A 16,271-nucleotide genomic window follows, 5' to 3' on the forward strand; every position below is an offset into this window, starting at 1 on the left:
AAGTAATGCCTAAGCTGTGCGCGGCTTTTGGCTGTGGATAGGTCTTTGTTTAAGTTGTGCAGAGCTTGTTACAAGGCGGGGGAGTAGGCTTAGCTAAGCCACTTATTTTGCGAGTGCTATTTGCCGATGCAGAAACTGGAGAAAATTTCACCGAGTAATTCGTCACTACTCAGAGCACCGGTAATAGTACCAAGTGTGTTGTGGCACTGGCGGAGGTCTTCAGCAAGCAGCTCGCCAGCGCCAGCATCAAGCAATTGAGCTTGCCCAGCAGCTAAATATTCGGCGGCTTGTTGCAGTGCGGTGATATGTCTGCGGCGGGCACTGAAGGTGTTTTCATTAGCCACTTGGTAACCCATACATTCTTTAAGGTGCTCGCGCAGTGCATCCATACCTGCGCCGCTGCGGGCTGACAGTGCTACCCTTACATCATTGCCTTGGGCATGCAGTCCAGGCTTGCGACCTGAGATATCTATTTTATTGTGAATCACGGTGACTGGGGTGTCGGGACCAAGACGCTCTTCTTTCTCTGGCCATAGCTGCTCAATGCTGAGCTTCACGTCTGCTGAAGTGCTATCAACTACGAGTAAAATCCTGTCTGCAGTGGCTATCTCGTTCCAAGCACGGCGAATACCTTCCTGCTCGACTTCATCACTACTGTCGCGTAGGCCTGCTGTATCAACGATATGCAGCGGCATGCCATCGAGTTGAATATGTTCGTGTAAGACATCTCGAGTAGTGCCTTCTATGGCAGTCACAATTGCGCGATCTTGGCCGGAGAGGGCGTTGAGTAGGCTTGATTTACCAGCGTTGGGTTTGCCGGCAATCACCAGTTTCATCCCTTCTTGCAGTAGGCTTCCATGTCGAGCTTGCTGTAAAACAGACTGCAGGCGTTGTTCTAGCGCATCGAGTTCCTGGGCGACTTTGCCATCGGCCAAGAAATCAATTTCTTCTTCTGGAAAGTCGATTGCTGCTTCGACATAGACCCGCAGACGAGTAATAGCATTGACCAGTTCGTCGACTTCTTTAGAAAAGGCACCCTGTAATGAGCGACTGGCGCTGCGGGCAGCTTGCTCAGTGGTGCTATTGATAAGGTCGGCAATGGCTTCAGCCTGTGCTAAATCGATCTTGTCGTTGAGAAAGGCTCGCTCGGAGAATTCGCCAGCTCTAGCGGGTCGTGCCCCTACTGCACAGGCGGCTTTGACTAATAGATCTAAAACTACCGGGCCGCCATGGCCTTGTAGTTCCACCACATCTTCACCGGTAAAGGAGTTGGGGCCTGGGAAATACAGCGCGATACCGCTGTCGATGATGTTTTTAGAGTGGTCGGAGAATTGGCAGAAATGGGCATAGCGTGGCTTTAGCGATCGTCCGCTGATACGCTCGCCAATCGCTTTAGCGTCTTTGCCGGATAACCTGATGATGCCCACCCCACCGCGGCCAGGCGCGGTAGCGATGGCCACGATGGTGTCATTGTCTAGCTTTGAGAGCCCTGCGCTTATCACAGCACTGCTCAGCTAGCGCCCTTCTCAATTTGCCGTGTGATGACGTACTGCTGCGCCATGGACAACAGGTTGTTCACTACCCAGTATAGTACTAGACCTGCTGGGAACCACAGGAAGAAGAAGGTAAAGACAATGGGTAGCCACTGCATGATTTTGGCTTGCATTGGATCCGGTGGCGGCGGGTTAAGCTTCTGCATAAACCACATACTTGCACCCATTAATACGGGTAGCACAAAGTAGGGGTCCATAACGGAAAGGTCGTTAATCCACAACATAAAGGGCGCGTGGCGCAGCTCAACACTCTCCATCAGCACCCAGTAAAGTGAGATGAAAACGGGCATCTGTACCAGAATCGGTAGGCAGCCCCCCATGGGGTTAATTTTTTCTTTGCGGTACAGCTCCATCATGGCTTGAGACTGTTTTTGTTTGTCATCCGCATATTGCTCACGTATTTCAACCATTTTGGGTTGAACTCGCCGCATATTGGCCATTGAACGGTAACTAGTGGCTGATAGCTTAAAGAATGCCGCTTTAATCAAAACGGTTAACAAGATAATTGCGACACCCCAGTTGCCAACGAGTGCATGAATTTTAGTCAGCAGCCAGAACAATGGCTGTGCAATCCACCATAACCAGCCGTAATCAACGCTGAGATCCAAATAAGGAGATATTTTTTCTAGGCGGTATTGATCTTTAGGGCCGGCATAAAAACGGGCGCCCACTTGGCCACTTTGGCCCGGGTCGAGCACCAGTGCTGGACTGGTAAAACCGGCAATATTAAAGCCACTTGAGGTCACTCTTGTGCTGTAGGTGTGGCTCAAATCTGGGTTGGGTATCCAAGCACTGAGGAAGTAGTGCTGAATCATTGCTATCCAACCACCTGGCAGGTTCTTCTTAAAGGGCTCTTTCTTCATATCGCCAAAGTCGAATTTGGTAAAACGCTCATCTGGCTGAGTAATGGCTGAGCCGAGGAAGGGTTTTAGCCCCATGCCGGTGGTATCAGCGTTGGGTGCTGGGCTGCTATCGCGCTTCAGTTGGCCAAAGAAGTTGGCTTGCCAGCGCTGCTCACTGCGGTTTTCGACTAAGTAATCGACGTAGATCAGGTATTCTTCACGATGAAATGTGAAGCGCTTGATAATATTGACGCCATTGTCATTAGACCAGTGCAGATCTACTTGCAGACTATCTTGGCCCTCTTCTAGGGTGTAGCGCGCCTGTTTACTAGTAAAGGTGGCGCGGCCTTGGCTGTCGATACCATCGCTGCCAATGAGGCCGCTCTGTGCTACATATACTCTGTTGCTATTCTGCTCCAGCAAGACAAAGGGGGCACCCTCTAGCTTTTCTAAGTGCTTGACCAGAGCAAGCTCAACAATATCACCGCCTTGTAAGTCAATTGCGAGCTGTAGCTCGTCGGTAAAGACCTGCACGATTCGCCCACTGTGAGTGCTTTCGGTGGGTGATTCAGGTTGTATTTGCGGGCCGGTAGAGGGCGCTGCGGGAATATCTTCTGCCAAGTCAGACGCTGTTGTTCCTGCGACCTCTGGTAGTTCAAGAACTTGGGGCGCAGCGTTTTCAGTCAATCGTGTGGTGACTTGGGCTGTGGCCTGGCTACGTTGATCTTTAAAGGCCACCCATTCGCTGAGTAGCATGAAAGATAGTACGGCGAAGGCGCCTATGAGCAGTGAGCGTTGGAAATCCATAAGTAAGGTCGTTTTAGTGTGTGTGCTTACAGGGAGGGACAGGGTCCAGACCACCTTCGTGCCAAGGGTGGCATTTGGACAAGCGGCGCAATGTTAAACCAGTACCCTTTATTACGCCGTGTTCGGCAATAGCCTGCTGGGCGTAGGATGAGCAGCTGGGAAAAAAACGGCAGCGATTACCCAGAAATGGGCTCAAACAAGCCTGATAGACAGAGATCAACAGTATCAATATGCGACGCATTAGGATTCCTGGCTGCTACGGTTTGCTTGGTTGGAAACACGCTTTGCCAGTTTCCGCCATTGCTCGCGCAATATAGAGGATAGTTGTGCATTATCCAACTGGTCGATACCTCGTCTAGCTAGTAGCACAACATCCATGGCTGGCGTTGAGGGATCAGCGTGGCGAAACATTTCTCGTGCCAATCGTTTTACCCGGTTGCGCTGAACAGCTAAACGAACATTTTTTTTAGCCACGACTAAACCCAGGCGATGCCTGGGTTCATTAGTCGGTTTTGCTAGGAGCAAAACATGTTTGTGTGAGGCTCTAGCCTCTGAGCCGTCGAAAACCCGGCTGTAATCTACCGCGGTGAGTAGTCGACTAGCTTTGCTAAAGCGGTAATCCGGCGGTGCTTGCTCTACGTCTACCATCGCGGTGGCAACCCACCGATTAAGCTGCCAGACGCTTGCGACCTTTAGCGCGACGGCGATTCAGGACGTGACGGCCACCTTTGGTTGCCATGCGCGCACGGAAACCGTGAGTACGCTTGCGCTTGATAACACTGGGCTGAAAAGTTCTTTTCATGACAATGATTCCATAATGATAGTAAACGACTTCGGCAAGCCGGCTGCGCCAACGCACCTTAGTCGGAAAAAAGGGTGGGTATTCTATTGAAACTTGGCCAACATTACAATTAGGGCGGTGCTTTGTTTTTCTCTCTCTTGTAGCTGCTTTGTGTAGCCGCTAGTTGCCGCTGGGTAAATTTAATTTGAGCGCAGTGTTGCTGCGGCTTACAGCCTTCAGTGCACATTTTTTCCCAAAGATATACATGACTTATCCACAGCTAAACTTATCCCAAGCTTGATTTTTTTGCTTTGTACGTTTTTTGTACAATTATCTTGTAAGTATATGATTATAGTGCGGAAAAAAAACTTTCTTACAGGCTTTTTTTTTGTGGATAAGTATCTGTTTGAAGCGTATCATGCCCTTCTCGGTGGGCATTTGTCTGACCGAAATAAGAATTTATTAACAGTCACTATCTATAGCAGTAGCCGATGTATATTTTTGGCTCTCGGGGGAAAAATTGCCTGGAGTAATCTGGCAGCGTTGTATCGATCGCCTACAGAGTGAGTTGCCTTCGCAGCAATTCAATACTTGGATACGACCACTGCAAGCGACGCGTGAGGGGCAAATGTTGACTCTTCTCGCCCCAAATCGCTTTATTAAAGATTTTGTTGCCGACAAGTTCTCGTCACGCATTCACGAGTTGGTTCGTGAAATAGAGGGTGATCAAGCGCCGGAAGTGGTGCTGGAGATCGGTACGGCAGCAGCTATTCGGCGACCTTCCGTCACTTTGCCTGAGAATAGTTCTGGGGCTGCACAGCGTTTTGCGAGTCCAAATAGTTCCATGCCGCCGGCGGTATCCGGTTTTGCTATTAATGGTGAACAGTCACTAAATGCTCGTGATCAGTTGCAAGCTGAGGCCGCTATAGAGCCAGTGGTTGCTGATGAGATACCCGCGGTGGTGGCTACTGCGCGGCAGGGGATTGTGCCTGGTCATGCTCAGAATCCACATAACTTAGTCGACGGCTATACTTTCGAGACCTTTGTCGAAGGTAAGTCTAACCAGTTGGCGCTGGCCGCTGCGAAACAGGTCGCTGAGAACCCTGGAGAGGCTTATAACCCCTTGTTTCTCTACGGTGGTGTTGGCTTAGGTAAAACTCACTTGATGCACGCTGTGGGTAATGCTCTGAAAAAACAAAACCCCGATGCACAGGTTGTCTACTTACACTCTGAGCGCTTTGTAGCCGATATGGTAAAGGCACTACAGCTCAACGCAATTAGCGAATTTAAGCGCTACTACCGTTCAGTTGATGCCCTTTTGATCGACGATATTCAGTTTTTTGCCAAAAAAGATCGATCTCAAGAAGAGTTCTTCCACACCTTCAATGCGCTATTGGAAGGTGGTCAACAGATGATTCTTACCTGTGATCGCTATCCAAAGGAAATTGATGGTCTAGAAGAGCGTCTCAAGTCGCGTTTTGGTTGGGGCTTGACCGTTGCGGTAGAGCCGCCAGAGCTAGAAACCCGCGTTGCCATTTTGATGAATAAAGCCAACCAAGCACGGATAGAGTTGCCGCCGGAAGCGGCCTTCTTTATTGCACAGCGCATACGTTCAAACGTTAGAGAGCTTGAGGGTGCGCTCAAAAGAGTGATAGCGAGCGCTCACTTCACCGGTAAGGCGATCGATGTTGATTTAATTAAAGAGAGCCTGAAAGATTTACTTGCGCTACAGGATAGGCAGGTTAGCCAGGACAATATTCAGCGTACTGTCGCGGAGTATTACAAAATCAAAGTGGCTGACTTGATGTCGCGGCGACGCAGTCGTTCAGTTGCTCGGCCGCGACAAATGGCCATGGCTTTAGCCAAAGAACTCACTAACCACAGCTTGCCTGAAATTGGTGATAGTTTTGGTGGCAGAGATCACACGACAGTCTTGCACGCATGTCGTAAAATCAAGGAGCTTCGCGAGACCAATTCTGATATTCGCGAAGACTATAAAAATTTATTGCGATCACTCACCACTTGATTGCTGTGCGTCATAAGGCTTTTAGCTTCTAATACGAAGCTGAGCGTGGTGGGTTTATAGTGATCGAGGGTGATAACCGGGCAGATTGTTGCCGCAAGGGTCCGGGCGGTAAAAGTTAAGGATAAATACAATATGAAATTTGTGATATCGCGGGATGCTCTTCTTAAGCCTTTGAACCTTGTAGCAGGGGTGGTTGAGCGTCGGCAGACTTTACCCATACTGGCCAATGTGCTGCTGGTGCTTGAGGGCGATCAGTTAGCCCTTACCGGTACGGATCTTGAAGTGGAGTTGGTGGGGCGAGTCAAACTAGAGAGTCCCGGTGAAGATGGGGAGTTGACAGTTCCCGCTCGAAAACTGGTTGATATCTGTAAATCCCTTCCTGAGGGGAGTGAGATTGAAATTTCAGCGAGCGACAATAAGGTCACCGTCAGATCCGGTCGCAGTCGCTTTACTCTCTCGACCTTACCCGCACGGGATTTTCCCAGTGTGGATGACAGTATTGGTACTCACCAATTTACGGTTAAGCAAGGTCAATTACGTCGTTTGATCGAGCGTACTGGCTTTGCCATGGCGCAGCAGGACGTGCGTTATTACCTCAACGGTATGCTCTGGGAGCTCCGCTCTGGGCGTTTGCGTGTAGTGGCAACAGACGGTCACCGTTTGGCGATGTGTACTTTGGCTGCTGAGCTTGAAGCAGAGGACACCCAGGTAATCCTTCCGCGCAAAGGTGTACTGGAGTTGTCGCGCCTTTTATTGGTGGATGATCAGGATATCAGCATTGTGCTAGGTACTAACCATATTCGCGCGACAACGGATGACTTTACCTTTACCTCCAAGCTGGTTGATGGGAAGTTCCCTGATTATGAGCGCGTTTTACCACGTTCTCCCGATAAAGCCGTAATTGGCTCCCGTCTCGATTTGCGTCAAGCATTTACTCGCGCGGCCATTCTTTCTAATGAAAAATACCGTGGTGTAAGACTCAAGCTCAGTAATGACATTATGGAGATAGTGGCTAACAACCCTGAGCAAGAGCAGGCAGAAGAGTCTGTGGCAGTGGAGTATCAAGGTGATAGCTTGGAAATAGGCTTTAACGTCAGCTATCTCCTAGATGTGCTGGGGGTTCTCACCGGTGAGCAGATAAAGCTTTCTATGTCAGACCCTAATAGCAGCGCGCAATTGGAAGAGTCAGAAGTTGATGGTGATTCTGTCTACGTTGTCATGCCGATGCGTCTTTAATGCCCTTCGTAGGCGTTCACCTCTGCGGTGTTCGCCTAGCCATTAAACTTGTATTAGCACCACTCTGCTTGCCTCCCACTCTACTGACAGCGCTACACGGCTGATAAAGGCCTGTTTGTGTCCCTTGATCAACTGACCATCCATAATGTACGAAATCTCCGAGAGCTCCGTTTAGAGGCCTTTGAGCGCACTAACGTCATCTATGGTGCCAACGGTAGCGGCAAGACCAGTATATTAGAGGCGATACACCTTTTAGGTATGGCTCGCTCCTTTCGTGGCACAAGCGCCAAAACATTGATTAGCCATGGAGAGGCTGCTTGTGTGGTTCATGGTGTTGGTACACTTTCTAGTGGTCGTGGCCGTTACTCATTGGGTGTGGAACGACGTCTTAATGGTGAGTTGAGCTTAAAAATCAATGGGGAGGCGGCTCGTACCATCGCCGAGTTGGTAGAGCGCCTGCCTGTTCAGGTGATTAATGCTGATAGCTTCAGTTTATTGACTGGCGCTCCTCAAGCAAGACGGCATTTTCTTAATTGGGGTGTGTTCCACGTGGAACATCGCTTCTTCCCTGAGTGGCAGCGTTTTCAGCGCTGTATTAAACAGCGCAATAGTAGCCTCCGACGTGGTAAACTGGCAGGTCAAGAATTACAAGCTTGGACACGTGAGTTGGCGCGTTCGGGTTCTATGATTAATGAGTACAGGCAGGCTTATTTTAATGACTTGGCCCCATTATTCAGAGAGATCGTGGGGCGTTTACTACCGCAGATCGGCAGTTTGGAGTTGCGACTTCGCCAGGGCTGGGATAAGCGACTGAGTTATAGTGAGGCATTAGAGGCAACACTTAATTCAGACCAAGAAAAAGGCTTTACCCAGCTAGGCCCGCAACGAGCGGATCTGAAAGTTATGGTAGATGGCCATGCTGCAGCTGATACCCTGTCACGAGGTCAGCAAAAATTGGTGGTCTGTGGGCTTAAGTTAGCCCAAGGCCGTTTGATGCGAGCGCTTGCAAGTCGCTCTTGTATCTATTTGGTAGATGACTTGCCCTCTGAGCTCGATCAGGCCCATAGTAGACGGGTTTGCGATGAATTAGAGGCAATACAAGCACAAGTTTTTATTACCTGTGTTGAACGAAACGATGTGCTCCGAGTTTGGCCTAATAAAGGCGAGAAGCTTGCTGTGTTCCACGTGGAACATGGTTTGGTAGAGAGCGAGTTAGAACAAAGCAGTGCGCCCCAATTACAGGGCAATAACAGAGAGAGTCAATCTAGCCATGAGTGAACAAGAGAACAATTACGATTCCTCGAGCATTAAGGTGCTAAAGGGTTTGGATGCGGTTCGTAAGCGTCCAGGGATGTATATTGGGGACACTGACGACGGCACCGGACTGCATCATATGGTGTTTGAGTTGGTGGATAACTCGATAGATGAGGCTCTGGCTGGGCACTGTTCTCAAATTGACATCGTGATTCACCCCGACGAGTCGGTGAGTGTTAGTGATAATGGTCGCGGTATTCCCACGGAGATCCACGAAGAGGGCGTATCGGCAGCGGAAGTAATCATGACTGTCCTCCATGCTGGGGGGAAGTTTGATGATAATACTTATAAGGTATCCGGTGGCTTGCACGGTGTAGGTATTTCCGTGGTAAATGCTCTGTCTGAAGAGCTGACACTGACTATTCGCCGCGGCGGTAAGTTACACGAGCAGGTCTATCGACACGGTGTGCCAGTTGCGCCACTGGCTGAAAAGGGTGAGACCGAGCGCTCTGGTACCACTGTTCGTTTTAAGCCCTCCTCTGAAACCTTTACCAATATTGAATTTCACTTCGATCAACTGGGTAAGAGACTGCGTGAGCTGGCTTTCTTAAACTCTGGCGTAGCCATTGTTCTAAAAGATGAGCGTAGTGGCAAACAGGAGACTTATCAGTACGAAGGCGGTCTTAGAGCGTTTGTGGACTACCTAAACCAGAATAAGACCACTATTAATAAAGCCTTCCACTTTCAGGTTGATACAGACGACGGTATCGGCGTCGAGGTGGCTTTGCAGTGGAATGATTCATTCCAGGAAAGCATCTACTGCTATACCAATAACATCCCTCAGCGGGACGGTGGTGCCCACCTCGCGGGTTTCCGCTCAGCCTTGACCCGTTCACTTAACTCCTACATAGAACGCGAGGGAATGGCTAAGAAAGCCAAAGTATCCACTACAGGTGATGATGCGCGAGAAGGTTTGACAGCGATCGTGTCGGTAAAAGTGCCCGATCCAAAGTTTTCCTCTCAAACCAAAGATAAACTGGTTTCCTCAGAAGTAAAAACAGCGGTTGAACAGAGCATGAATGCTCAGCTGAATGACTATCTGTTGGAAAACCCGCAAGAAGCCCGTGCGGTGGTTGGCAAAATGCTCGATGCTGCTCGCGCTCGTGAAGCCGCGCGTAAAGCCCGTGAAATGACCCGCCGCAAAGGGGCTTTAGATATTGCCGGCTTGCCGGGTAAGTTGGCTGACTGCCAAGAAAAGGATCCAGCGCTGTCTGAACTCTATCTAGTGGAGGGTGACTCTGCGGGTGGTTCAGCAAAACAAGGCCGAAATCGTCGTTTTCAAGCCATTTTGCCGCTAAAGGGTAAGATTCTAAACGTCGAGAAAGCTCGCTTTGATAAAATGTTGGGCTCTGCTGAAGTTGGCACAATTGTGACGGCACTTGGTTGCGGCATTGGTAAAGAAGAGTTTAACGCTGACAAGTTGCGCTATCACAGCATTATTATTATGACTGACGCCGATGTTGACGGGTCACACATTAGAACCTTGTTGTTGACCTTCTTCTTCCGTCAAATGCGTGAATTAATCGAACGGGGTCACATCTTTATTGCCCAGCCGCCCCTCTATAAGATCGCCAAGGGCAAACAGCATACCTATCTTAAAGATGATGAGGCGCTACACCAATATTTGACCCAATCAGCCTTAGATGGCGCGGCGATTCACGTTAACGCGGATGCACCAGCGATCACCGGTGAAAACTTAGAAGCACTGGTTGCACAGTACCGCACAGTGACTGCGACTATTGATCGCCTGTCTAGGGTTTACGCTCCAGCCGTGCTGTGGCGCATAGTCCACGGTGAGCACCTGAGCGTCGATGACCTCAAAGACGAGGCAAAAGTTAGCGCCTTTGCCGAACAGTTAAGTGAGCGCTTACTACCTGTTTCGCCCAAGGGTAGTGTGTATTCAGTGACAGTTCGTAAAGATCAGGAGAGACAGATTTACTACCCAGTAGTGAAGTTAATCTCTCATGGTGTTGAGACAGAAAAAGAATACACCCATGAGTTTTTCTCTTCTGGCGAGTATCGCAGCATGGTTGCCTTGGGTGAGACTATCAATAACCTGATCGAGGAAGAGGGTTACTTTAAGCGCGGTGAAAAAGTGCTTCAGACCCAAGACTTTGAAGAAGGTCTGGATTGGCTGATGACCGAAGCGCGCAGAGGCTACAATATTCAGCGCTATAAAGGTCTGGGTGAAATGAACCCCGAACAGCTGTGGGAAACCACCATGGACCCCGAAGCGCGGCGTATGCTTAAAGTAACGATCGAAGATGCTATCGCAGCAGACCAGATCTTCACCACACTGATGGGCGATCACGTGGAGCCACGCCGAGAGTTTATTGAGCAAAATGCTCTGTCAGTGGCTAACTTAGACGTGTAAATAGTTTTGTGTGGGGTTTCACATAAGTTGTCTTATTCTCACATAAGTGGGTACGACTCAACTACGTGAAATCAATGACTTAGAGCATTGTTGGTCGTTTTTTGATCAATTTAGAGCTTGTCGGCAGGTAAAAGGGCGTGGCTAATATCGGATATCCTTACCGGGAATTCCTAGCTGTAATAGTCGCGCCCTTCTATGCATTGCTTAATCATTAACCAGCTCCTGGTTAAGGTATTACCGGCTAGAGCTTAAGGCCTTGCCTTACCCAGGTTCAGTCCTCTCATACCGCCACTTCTTATGTATTAATGGAGAAGTGTTGCGCGTCTTATGGCTATTCCGCCAATACAGGGTGAGCTAATCCGTAACTCTTTGAACACAGCTGTGATGCTGCCCCCTCCTACTTCTACTAGGAGCTGTATCAACTCATGCACCAGAAAATAGTGAAGGGACTTTGGAGGCTTTATCGATAAGTAGAGGTTTCAATCAGGTTCGGCGTTAAACCTCATTCATCAAGGACTTTGGTTTCATTACGCTTATTGTCGCTTTATGCCAAGCTGGCTACACTGTAGAGAGTTTAATTAACTCGCATGGATCGGGTGGTCCGCTTAATAGGTGACCCTGGAAAGTAAGTTATTGATTTTGTAAGCAATATCACAGCTGATACAGCAGGGTGTACTGGAGTTAGCATGCGGGGTGTTATACGGTCTGGTCTTGTTAATTAGCTGTTAGGGCGAAAGTGGACCATATGGAAATCCCTGAAAACTATCCAAATGAATTTTGGCATTGCCATGTTGAGCTAAATAGCTCTGGCAAGAAGAATCCTTCTGCTGTCTTTAACGATCTGACTATTCAGGAGCTATGGGATCAAATAGTTATTCCGTGGCATTCTGGTAGGCCATTCACAGTAGACGGAATGATTGTCAAAGACCTCAAAGACGTCCATAAAATTAAGATTACTCATACACCAAATTCGAAGCGGCACTATGCTGAGCAACATAATGCAAGCATGCGAAACTCCGGCATAGCCGATATGGCAACAGACAGGCGCCTATTGCCATTGTCACAGGGTAAGGACTACACGCATGAGTTTCTTTTTGCAGAGACCAAGACGCCAGTCGCACCAAAGACAACCGGGAAGCCAGGAAAGAACGTCTTTATAGTTCATGGCCATGATGAGCAAGCGAAAGAATCCACGGCCAGGTTTATTGAGAAACTTGGACTTAACGCAATAATTCTTCACGAGCAACCTAATGAAGGAAAAACAATCATCGAGAAATTGGAAAAGCATACAGAAGCAAGCTTTGCAGTTGTGCTTTTTACGCCAGATGATGTTGGCGCGAAATCATCAGATTCTTCTAATCTAAATACTCGTGCAAGGCAGAATGTTCTTGTAGAACTTGGGTATATGGCTGCGAAAATAGGAAGAGATCGCGTTTGTGTCTTAAGAAAGGGAGACGTGGAAATGCCGTCAGACCTCATTGGCGTTCTCTACATAGACATTGATTCCGCAGGCGCATGGAGACTTTCTTTGGCTAAGGAGCTTAAAGTGGCAGGATTACGGGTAGACCTGAATGAAGCGATATAAAAGCCCTAACAAATTCTTACAGGCGGACCAATTCATGCTGTCATGCCTTTTGCAGAAAACGCAAAAGCCACGCCAACACTCTTTGGCCGCTGAAGAAAGGCGTTAGGGCTGGTCGTAGTGTCCGCCAGTGGCAAAGATATAAATGGACTTATCGTCGAATCGATATATTAACCGATCTTTCTGTGAAACCCGTTTTGACCAGAAGTCAGAAAGGTTATGTTTCAGTGGCTCGGGTTTCCCCAGATCGGAAGTGGGATCGTCAGATCGGAGCATTTCTTTGAGCAACTTGCATAGGGCTTTGTGGAGTTGCTTGTCTTTTTCATGCATAGTCTCATACGCATCCCACGTATTGCCCTTAAATATCAGTGATCTCATTCATTTGCGCGTCAGTCGGTTTATAGCCTTGGCTGCGGGTATGAGTGTTAAGGGAGCCGGCAATCTGCTGCATCAAGTTCGTGTTCTGGAGCACATAGAGAGTTTCCTGCTCTCGCTCCCAATCGTCGGCACTAATGACCACAAACGCCTCGCCAGTCCGTCTCGTAACCTAGAGGGGCTCATGCCGGCTAACTACTTGTTCTACATAACCTTTCAGGTTGTCTCTAAACTTGTTTACGCTAATGGTGTCCATATGGGTGCCATCATGTACGGAAATACCGTACAACTATCTACTGTTCGGGGCTGACTGCTTGAAAAGCTGTATTTTGAGATACTCGAAACGTTTAAATTAAGGTAATAAAAAACCCGCCGTAGCAGGTTCATAGGTAGAGAGCTGTATTTAGGATTTTTTACGCCTTGTCCATCCAAGGCCAGCAAGGCCAAGGCCGAATAGGACGAGGGTCGCTGGTGCCGGAACAGTGCTTTCGCTGTCGGCGAGGCGTAAAGTTGGTCCAAATATAAAATTATTAAAGGTTTGATCCGGTCTAGCAAAGCCAGTGCCAATAGGCACTGAGCGGCCTTCGATGGCTGTAATTTGGGCAATAGTAGAGAATGTTCCACTTAAGTAGGCTGTGGGGGTATTCGCATAGAAACTGGAGCCAATGACATAGTTCCCAGGCGCTAATACTAATTGAGCGAAATCTTCAAACCTCCAACCGCCTGGTGCTGCGGAAGCCTCCAGTGAACTACTGCTTGATATCGTAGCCGAAGCTAAAAGAGCACCACCATCAACCCACAAAGCGGCTGAAACGTCTGGGCCAATCCCATCGGCGTCACCGTCCCACAACCCAATTCCATCAACGGTGATTGAGGAAGAAACAGTAAATGCCCAACCAAATGCGTCTCCCGTAGAGCCACAAAAGGTGCCACAAGCAACCTCCGAGCCACCGCCAGTAACATCCAAAATAAGAGCAGCTTGAACAGCGCACGACATCCATGTGAAAAAAACGGCTATCAATAAACGATGTAACATAGAGACCTCCACAAAACTTATAGTTGAAGTGATAATTGCCTTTAAATTAAGTAACGCAATAAGTGGGCCACTCTTCTGGTGTCTTATAAAAACAGTGACTTAGCGTAAGTACATTTATCGAATGAGAGCTAAGTGTAAAATTTTCTGACAACTGAATATGCCTGGTAGCTAGGCGGTATATTTATAAGCATGTCTTCCTGATAAATTAAAACGCAGCATACAAAGAGCATGATTTAGTGAAGACATAGTCAATAGTCACAGCTCTGAGTAAGCGAGGTGAAAGCTGCTAAAAGTCATAGCATTAGATGCTCCCAACGTCCTTGAAGTTGCCGTGTGGGAAGATGATGGGGCCAAATATTCGTTTGTGCTTATAACAGTCGCTGAAGATTAGGTCTTTTATAAGAGGACAGTAGTAACTTCGAGATAGAGCTTGCCGGTCTTAGCCAGCTAGTTGTCCCACTATCGCGCCCTTTGAAATTAATTCAAAAAAAGGAAAAACCAGCTCTTATATCAGCGCTGTACACTCGTGATTTAACAGCAGTTTGAGGCTAAACCAAGTTAAATCAGATGTTTTTAAGATAGTAAGTACTAACTAACGACTCGCAGGTTAGCCAGGGGGCCAGCGCAGTTATTAAGCACTCTGACTAGCTCTGCTCGTGAGCCCACATTGGTTTTTGAAAAGATCGCCCGCAGGTGAGCACGCACTGTGTTGTGAGTAATGTTAAGTGACTTTTCTATATCTTCGGCACTATCACCCCGGGCTATTGCCGCAGCAATAGCCGCTTCACTGCGAGTGAGTTTGAATAGTTGCTGGAAGATGGTGAAGTTTTCGCAGTAACTCAGCTCTGGGTCGTGGATATATACTTGGATAACATCTTGCCACCGATCTGAAATACTCTCACGTGCCCGTTGTTTACGCAGCACCACATATAGACTGCCTCTATTTTCTGGGCGCTCGATGGTCAGTGCGCGAACCGGCTCGGGGTCACAGCTGTTATCAAGTAAAGAGCTAATACATTCAAGGAGCTCGTTCTCAGCGAGTGAGTCTAGCGCCCGTAAGTGTCCGTTGCGCACAATAAGACCATGCTGATCTTGCAGTAAGCGCAGAGCGGTGTCGTTGGTGAACAGGATACGGCCCCGTGCATCAATCACTAAGCCACCAACAGATAGACGCTCCATGGCATCAGTTTGAATCCAGTCACTGGTGCGGGCACGGTTCAGGTCTAGGCGCATTTGTATGGCGCGAGCGAAGTGTTGAGCAACAAGTAAAAACAACTCCTGCTCTTCCTTAGAATAGCTTGAACCCTGGATCGAGCGACCGCTGTGCAGGCTATAACGCACCATATCTTCGGATTGCATAATGCCAACTGACATGGAGCGCAGGACATCGTATTTTTCTAAGAGTTGGAGAAAGCCAGGGGTGGGACACTCTTGTCGCCAGTCATTAAAGACGACTAACTTAGATGGCTCAAAAGGAATAGGCTCATTACGGACCTGACTGGCCTCCTCCCAGACACCGATGTCGCTGGCATGGACTCGTCGCCCAGCGGCAAAGTAGTAGGTGGCCTGGTCGGCGGTTTCATCAACTGCCTCAATGGCCATGGTATGGCATGGGATCAATGCACGGAGGCTTTCTAGCGAGGCAATCCACGGACGCTCCTCGCGCACATCATCATAGATGCGGCTAATCAAGGCGTTCACTGCACTATCCAATACCATGCATTGCTCCTGTTATTTTATAAATACCACTCCTGGTTCTCTTTACCCAGTACGATCCCACCCCAGCTGCGGGCCACCACATTGGATTGCGCCGCGGCATGTTGGCGCGAGGTGATGATATCTCGATAGTAGCGACCAAAAGGCTGGGTGGCAAAGATGCCGCTGCCCCCGACGCACTGAAAGAGTCGCTTAGCCAGTCGTAGGCAGCGATCAGGCACCGCAGCAGCTTGGTACTTAAACAGCAGGCGGCGATCCATTGGCGGTGGCTCACCGCTCTGTGCGTGCTCCAGCAGTTCGTTGTAATTGCGTATCAAGACCAGTTCCATCTCGTCCAGCTCGGCAAGGATCTCGGCACAGATGGCCTGTGCATCGGGGTCCTCCCGGGTGGCATTGCCCAGTGAGCTGACGCGGTTTTCTGCGTAGTGCTCAAAGGCCTGCAGCATGCCGCGCAGGGCGCCCAGCGCACTGGTGGTAATGGCGCGAATGAAGATCTGCTGGAAGGGAATGCGATACAGCGCCGCCGTGTTGACTGCGTTGCCAGGGCTATCGCAGCGAAAGCCATCCATTGCGTGATGCACGCGATGCTTAGGGACAAAGATGTCCTTCACCGCCACGTCCTGACTGCC

The 16,271-nt window shown here is 49.0% G+C and carries 14 protein-coding genes and 1 pseudogene; 5 read left to right on the forward strand and 10 right to left on the reverse strand.

Annotated elements, in window-relative coordinates:
• Positions 1-116: 116 nt before the first annotated feature.
• Genes mnmE through rpmH form a run of 5 tightly spaced genes read right to left on the reverse strand, consistent with a single transcriptional unit; the run spans position 117 to position 4,004 of the window.
• On the reverse strand, positions 117-1,502 hold the full coding sequence (gene mnmE, locus H2508_RS11095) for a tRNA uridine-5-carboxymethylaminomethyl(34) synthesis GTPase MnmE (RefSeq protein WP_182173273.1): 1,386 nt from the start codon (positions 1,500-1,502) through the stop codon (positions 117-119).
• An 8-nt stretch (positions 1,503-1,510) separates the two neighbouring features.
• Positions 1,511-3,202: a membrane protein insertase YidC gene (gene yidC, locus H2508_RS11100; RefSeq protein WP_182173276.1), complete on the reverse strand. Its 1,692-nt coding sequence runs from the start codon at positions 3,200-3,202 to the stop codon at positions 1,511-1,513.
• A 13-nt stretch (positions 3,203-3,215) separates the two neighbouring features.
• A complete protein-coding gene (gene yidD, locus H2508_RS11105; protein WP_182173279.1) occupies positions 3,216-3,443 on the reverse strand; it encodes a membrane protein insertion efficiency factor YidD in 228 nt (75 codons plus the stop codon).
• Positions 3,443-3,850 carry a ribonuclease P protein component gene (rnpA, locus tag H2508_RS11110; RefSeq protein WP_182173282.1) on the reverse strand — a complete coding sequence of 136 codons (408 nt, stop codon included), beginning with the start codon at positions 3,848-3,850 and terminating at the stop codon, positions 3,443-3,445. Before rnpA ends, yidD begins: the two co-directional genes overlap by 1 nt.
• Before the next feature lie 19 nt (positions 3,851-3,869).
• Complete coding sequence (rpmH, locus tag H2508_RS11115) at positions 3,870-4,004, reverse strand: 50S ribosomal protein L34 (protein ID WP_182173285.1); 135 nt, start codon at positions 4,002-4,004, stop codon at positions 3,870-3,872.
• Positions 4,005-4,503: 499 nt separating this feature from the next.
• On the opposite strand from rpmH, the gene dnaA reads away from it, so the two are divergent.
• The 5 genes from dnaA to H2508_RS11140 all read left to right on the forward strand — a co-directional run bounded on the left by dnaA (position 4,504) and on the right by H2508_RS11140 (position 12,518).
• On the forward strand, positions 4,504-6,009 hold the full coding sequence (dnaA, locus tag H2508_RS11120) for a chromosomal replication initiator protein DnaA (RefSeq protein ID WP_182173288.1): 1,506 nt from the start codon (positions 4,504-4,506) through the stop codon (positions 6,007-6,009).
• A gap of 132 nt (positions 6,010-6,141) precedes the next feature.
• On the forward strand, positions 6,142-7,245 hold the full coding sequence (gene dnaN, locus H2508_RS11125; RefSeq protein WP_182173291.1) for a DNA polymerase III subunit beta: 1,104 nt from the start codon (positions 6,142-6,144) through the stop codon (positions 7,243-7,245).
• A 117-nt stretch (positions 7,246-7,362) separates the two neighbouring features.
• Positions 7,363-8,523: a DNA replication/repair protein RecF gene (gene recF, locus H2508_RS11130; RefSeq protein WP_182173294.1), complete on the forward strand. Its 1,161-nt coding sequence runs from the start codon at positions 7,363-7,365 to the stop codon at positions 8,521-8,523.
• Positions 8,516-10,933 carry a DNA topoisomerase (ATP-hydrolyzing) subunit B gene (gene gyrB, locus H2508_RS11135; protein ID WP_182173297.1) on the forward strand — a complete coding sequence of 806 codons (2,418 nt, stop codon included), beginning with the start codon at positions 8,516-8,518 and terminating at the stop codon, positions 10,931-10,933. Before recF ends, gyrB begins: the two co-directional genes overlap by 8 nt.
• 745 nt (positions 10,934-11,678) lie before the next feature.
• On the forward strand, positions 11,679-12,518 hold the full coding sequence (locus H2508_RS11140; protein ID WP_182173300.1) for a TIR domain-containing protein: 840 nt from the start codon (positions 11,679-11,681) through the stop codon (positions 12,516-12,518).
• A 102-nt stretch (positions 12,519-12,620) separates the two neighbouring features.
• On the opposite strand, the gene H2508_RS11145 is transcribed toward H2508_RS11140, so the two are convergent.
• The 5 genes and pseudogenes from H2508_RS11145 to H2508_RS11165 all read right to left on the reverse strand — a co-directional run.
• The gene (locus H2508_RS11145; protein ID WP_182173303.1) at positions 12,621-12,893 is read right to left on the reverse strand and encodes a Txe/YoeB family addiction module toxin; all 273 of its coding nucleotides are present in this window, start codon (positions 12,891-12,893) and stop codon (positions 12,621-12,623) included.
• A pseudogene (locus H2508_RS15040) lies at positions 12,874-13,050 on the reverse strand (type II toxin-antitoxin system Phd/YefM family antitoxin); the annotation flags it as partial. The pseudogene H2508_RS15040 and the gene H2508_RS11145, both read right to left, overlap by 20 nt.
• A 243-nt stretch (positions 13,051-13,293) precedes the next feature.
• Positions 13,294-13,926, reverse strand: coding sequence for a PEP-CTERM sorting domain-containing protein (locus H2508_RS15045; protein ID WP_235965194.1), 633 nt, complete (start codon positions 13,924-13,926; stop codon positions 13,294-13,296).
• A 588-nt stretch (positions 13,927-14,514) separates the two neighbouring features.
• A complete protein-coding gene (locus tag H2508_RS11160; protein ID WP_182173306.1) occupies positions 14,515-15,645 on the reverse strand; it encodes a helix-turn-helix transcriptional regulator in 1,131 nt (376 codons plus the stop codon).
• Between the two features lie 17 nt (positions 15,646-15,662).
• Positions 15,663-16,271, reverse strand: a 609-nt coding sequence (locus tag H2508_RS11165; protein ID WP_268920732.1) for an acyl-CoA dehydrogenase family protein, incomplete at its 5' end; no start/stop codon positions are given.

The organism is Sediminihaliea albiluteola, from assembly GCF_014077625.1.
GTDB lineage: Bacteria > Pseudomonadota > Gammaproteobacteria > Pseudomonadales > Halieaceae > Sediminihaliea > Sediminihaliea albiluteola.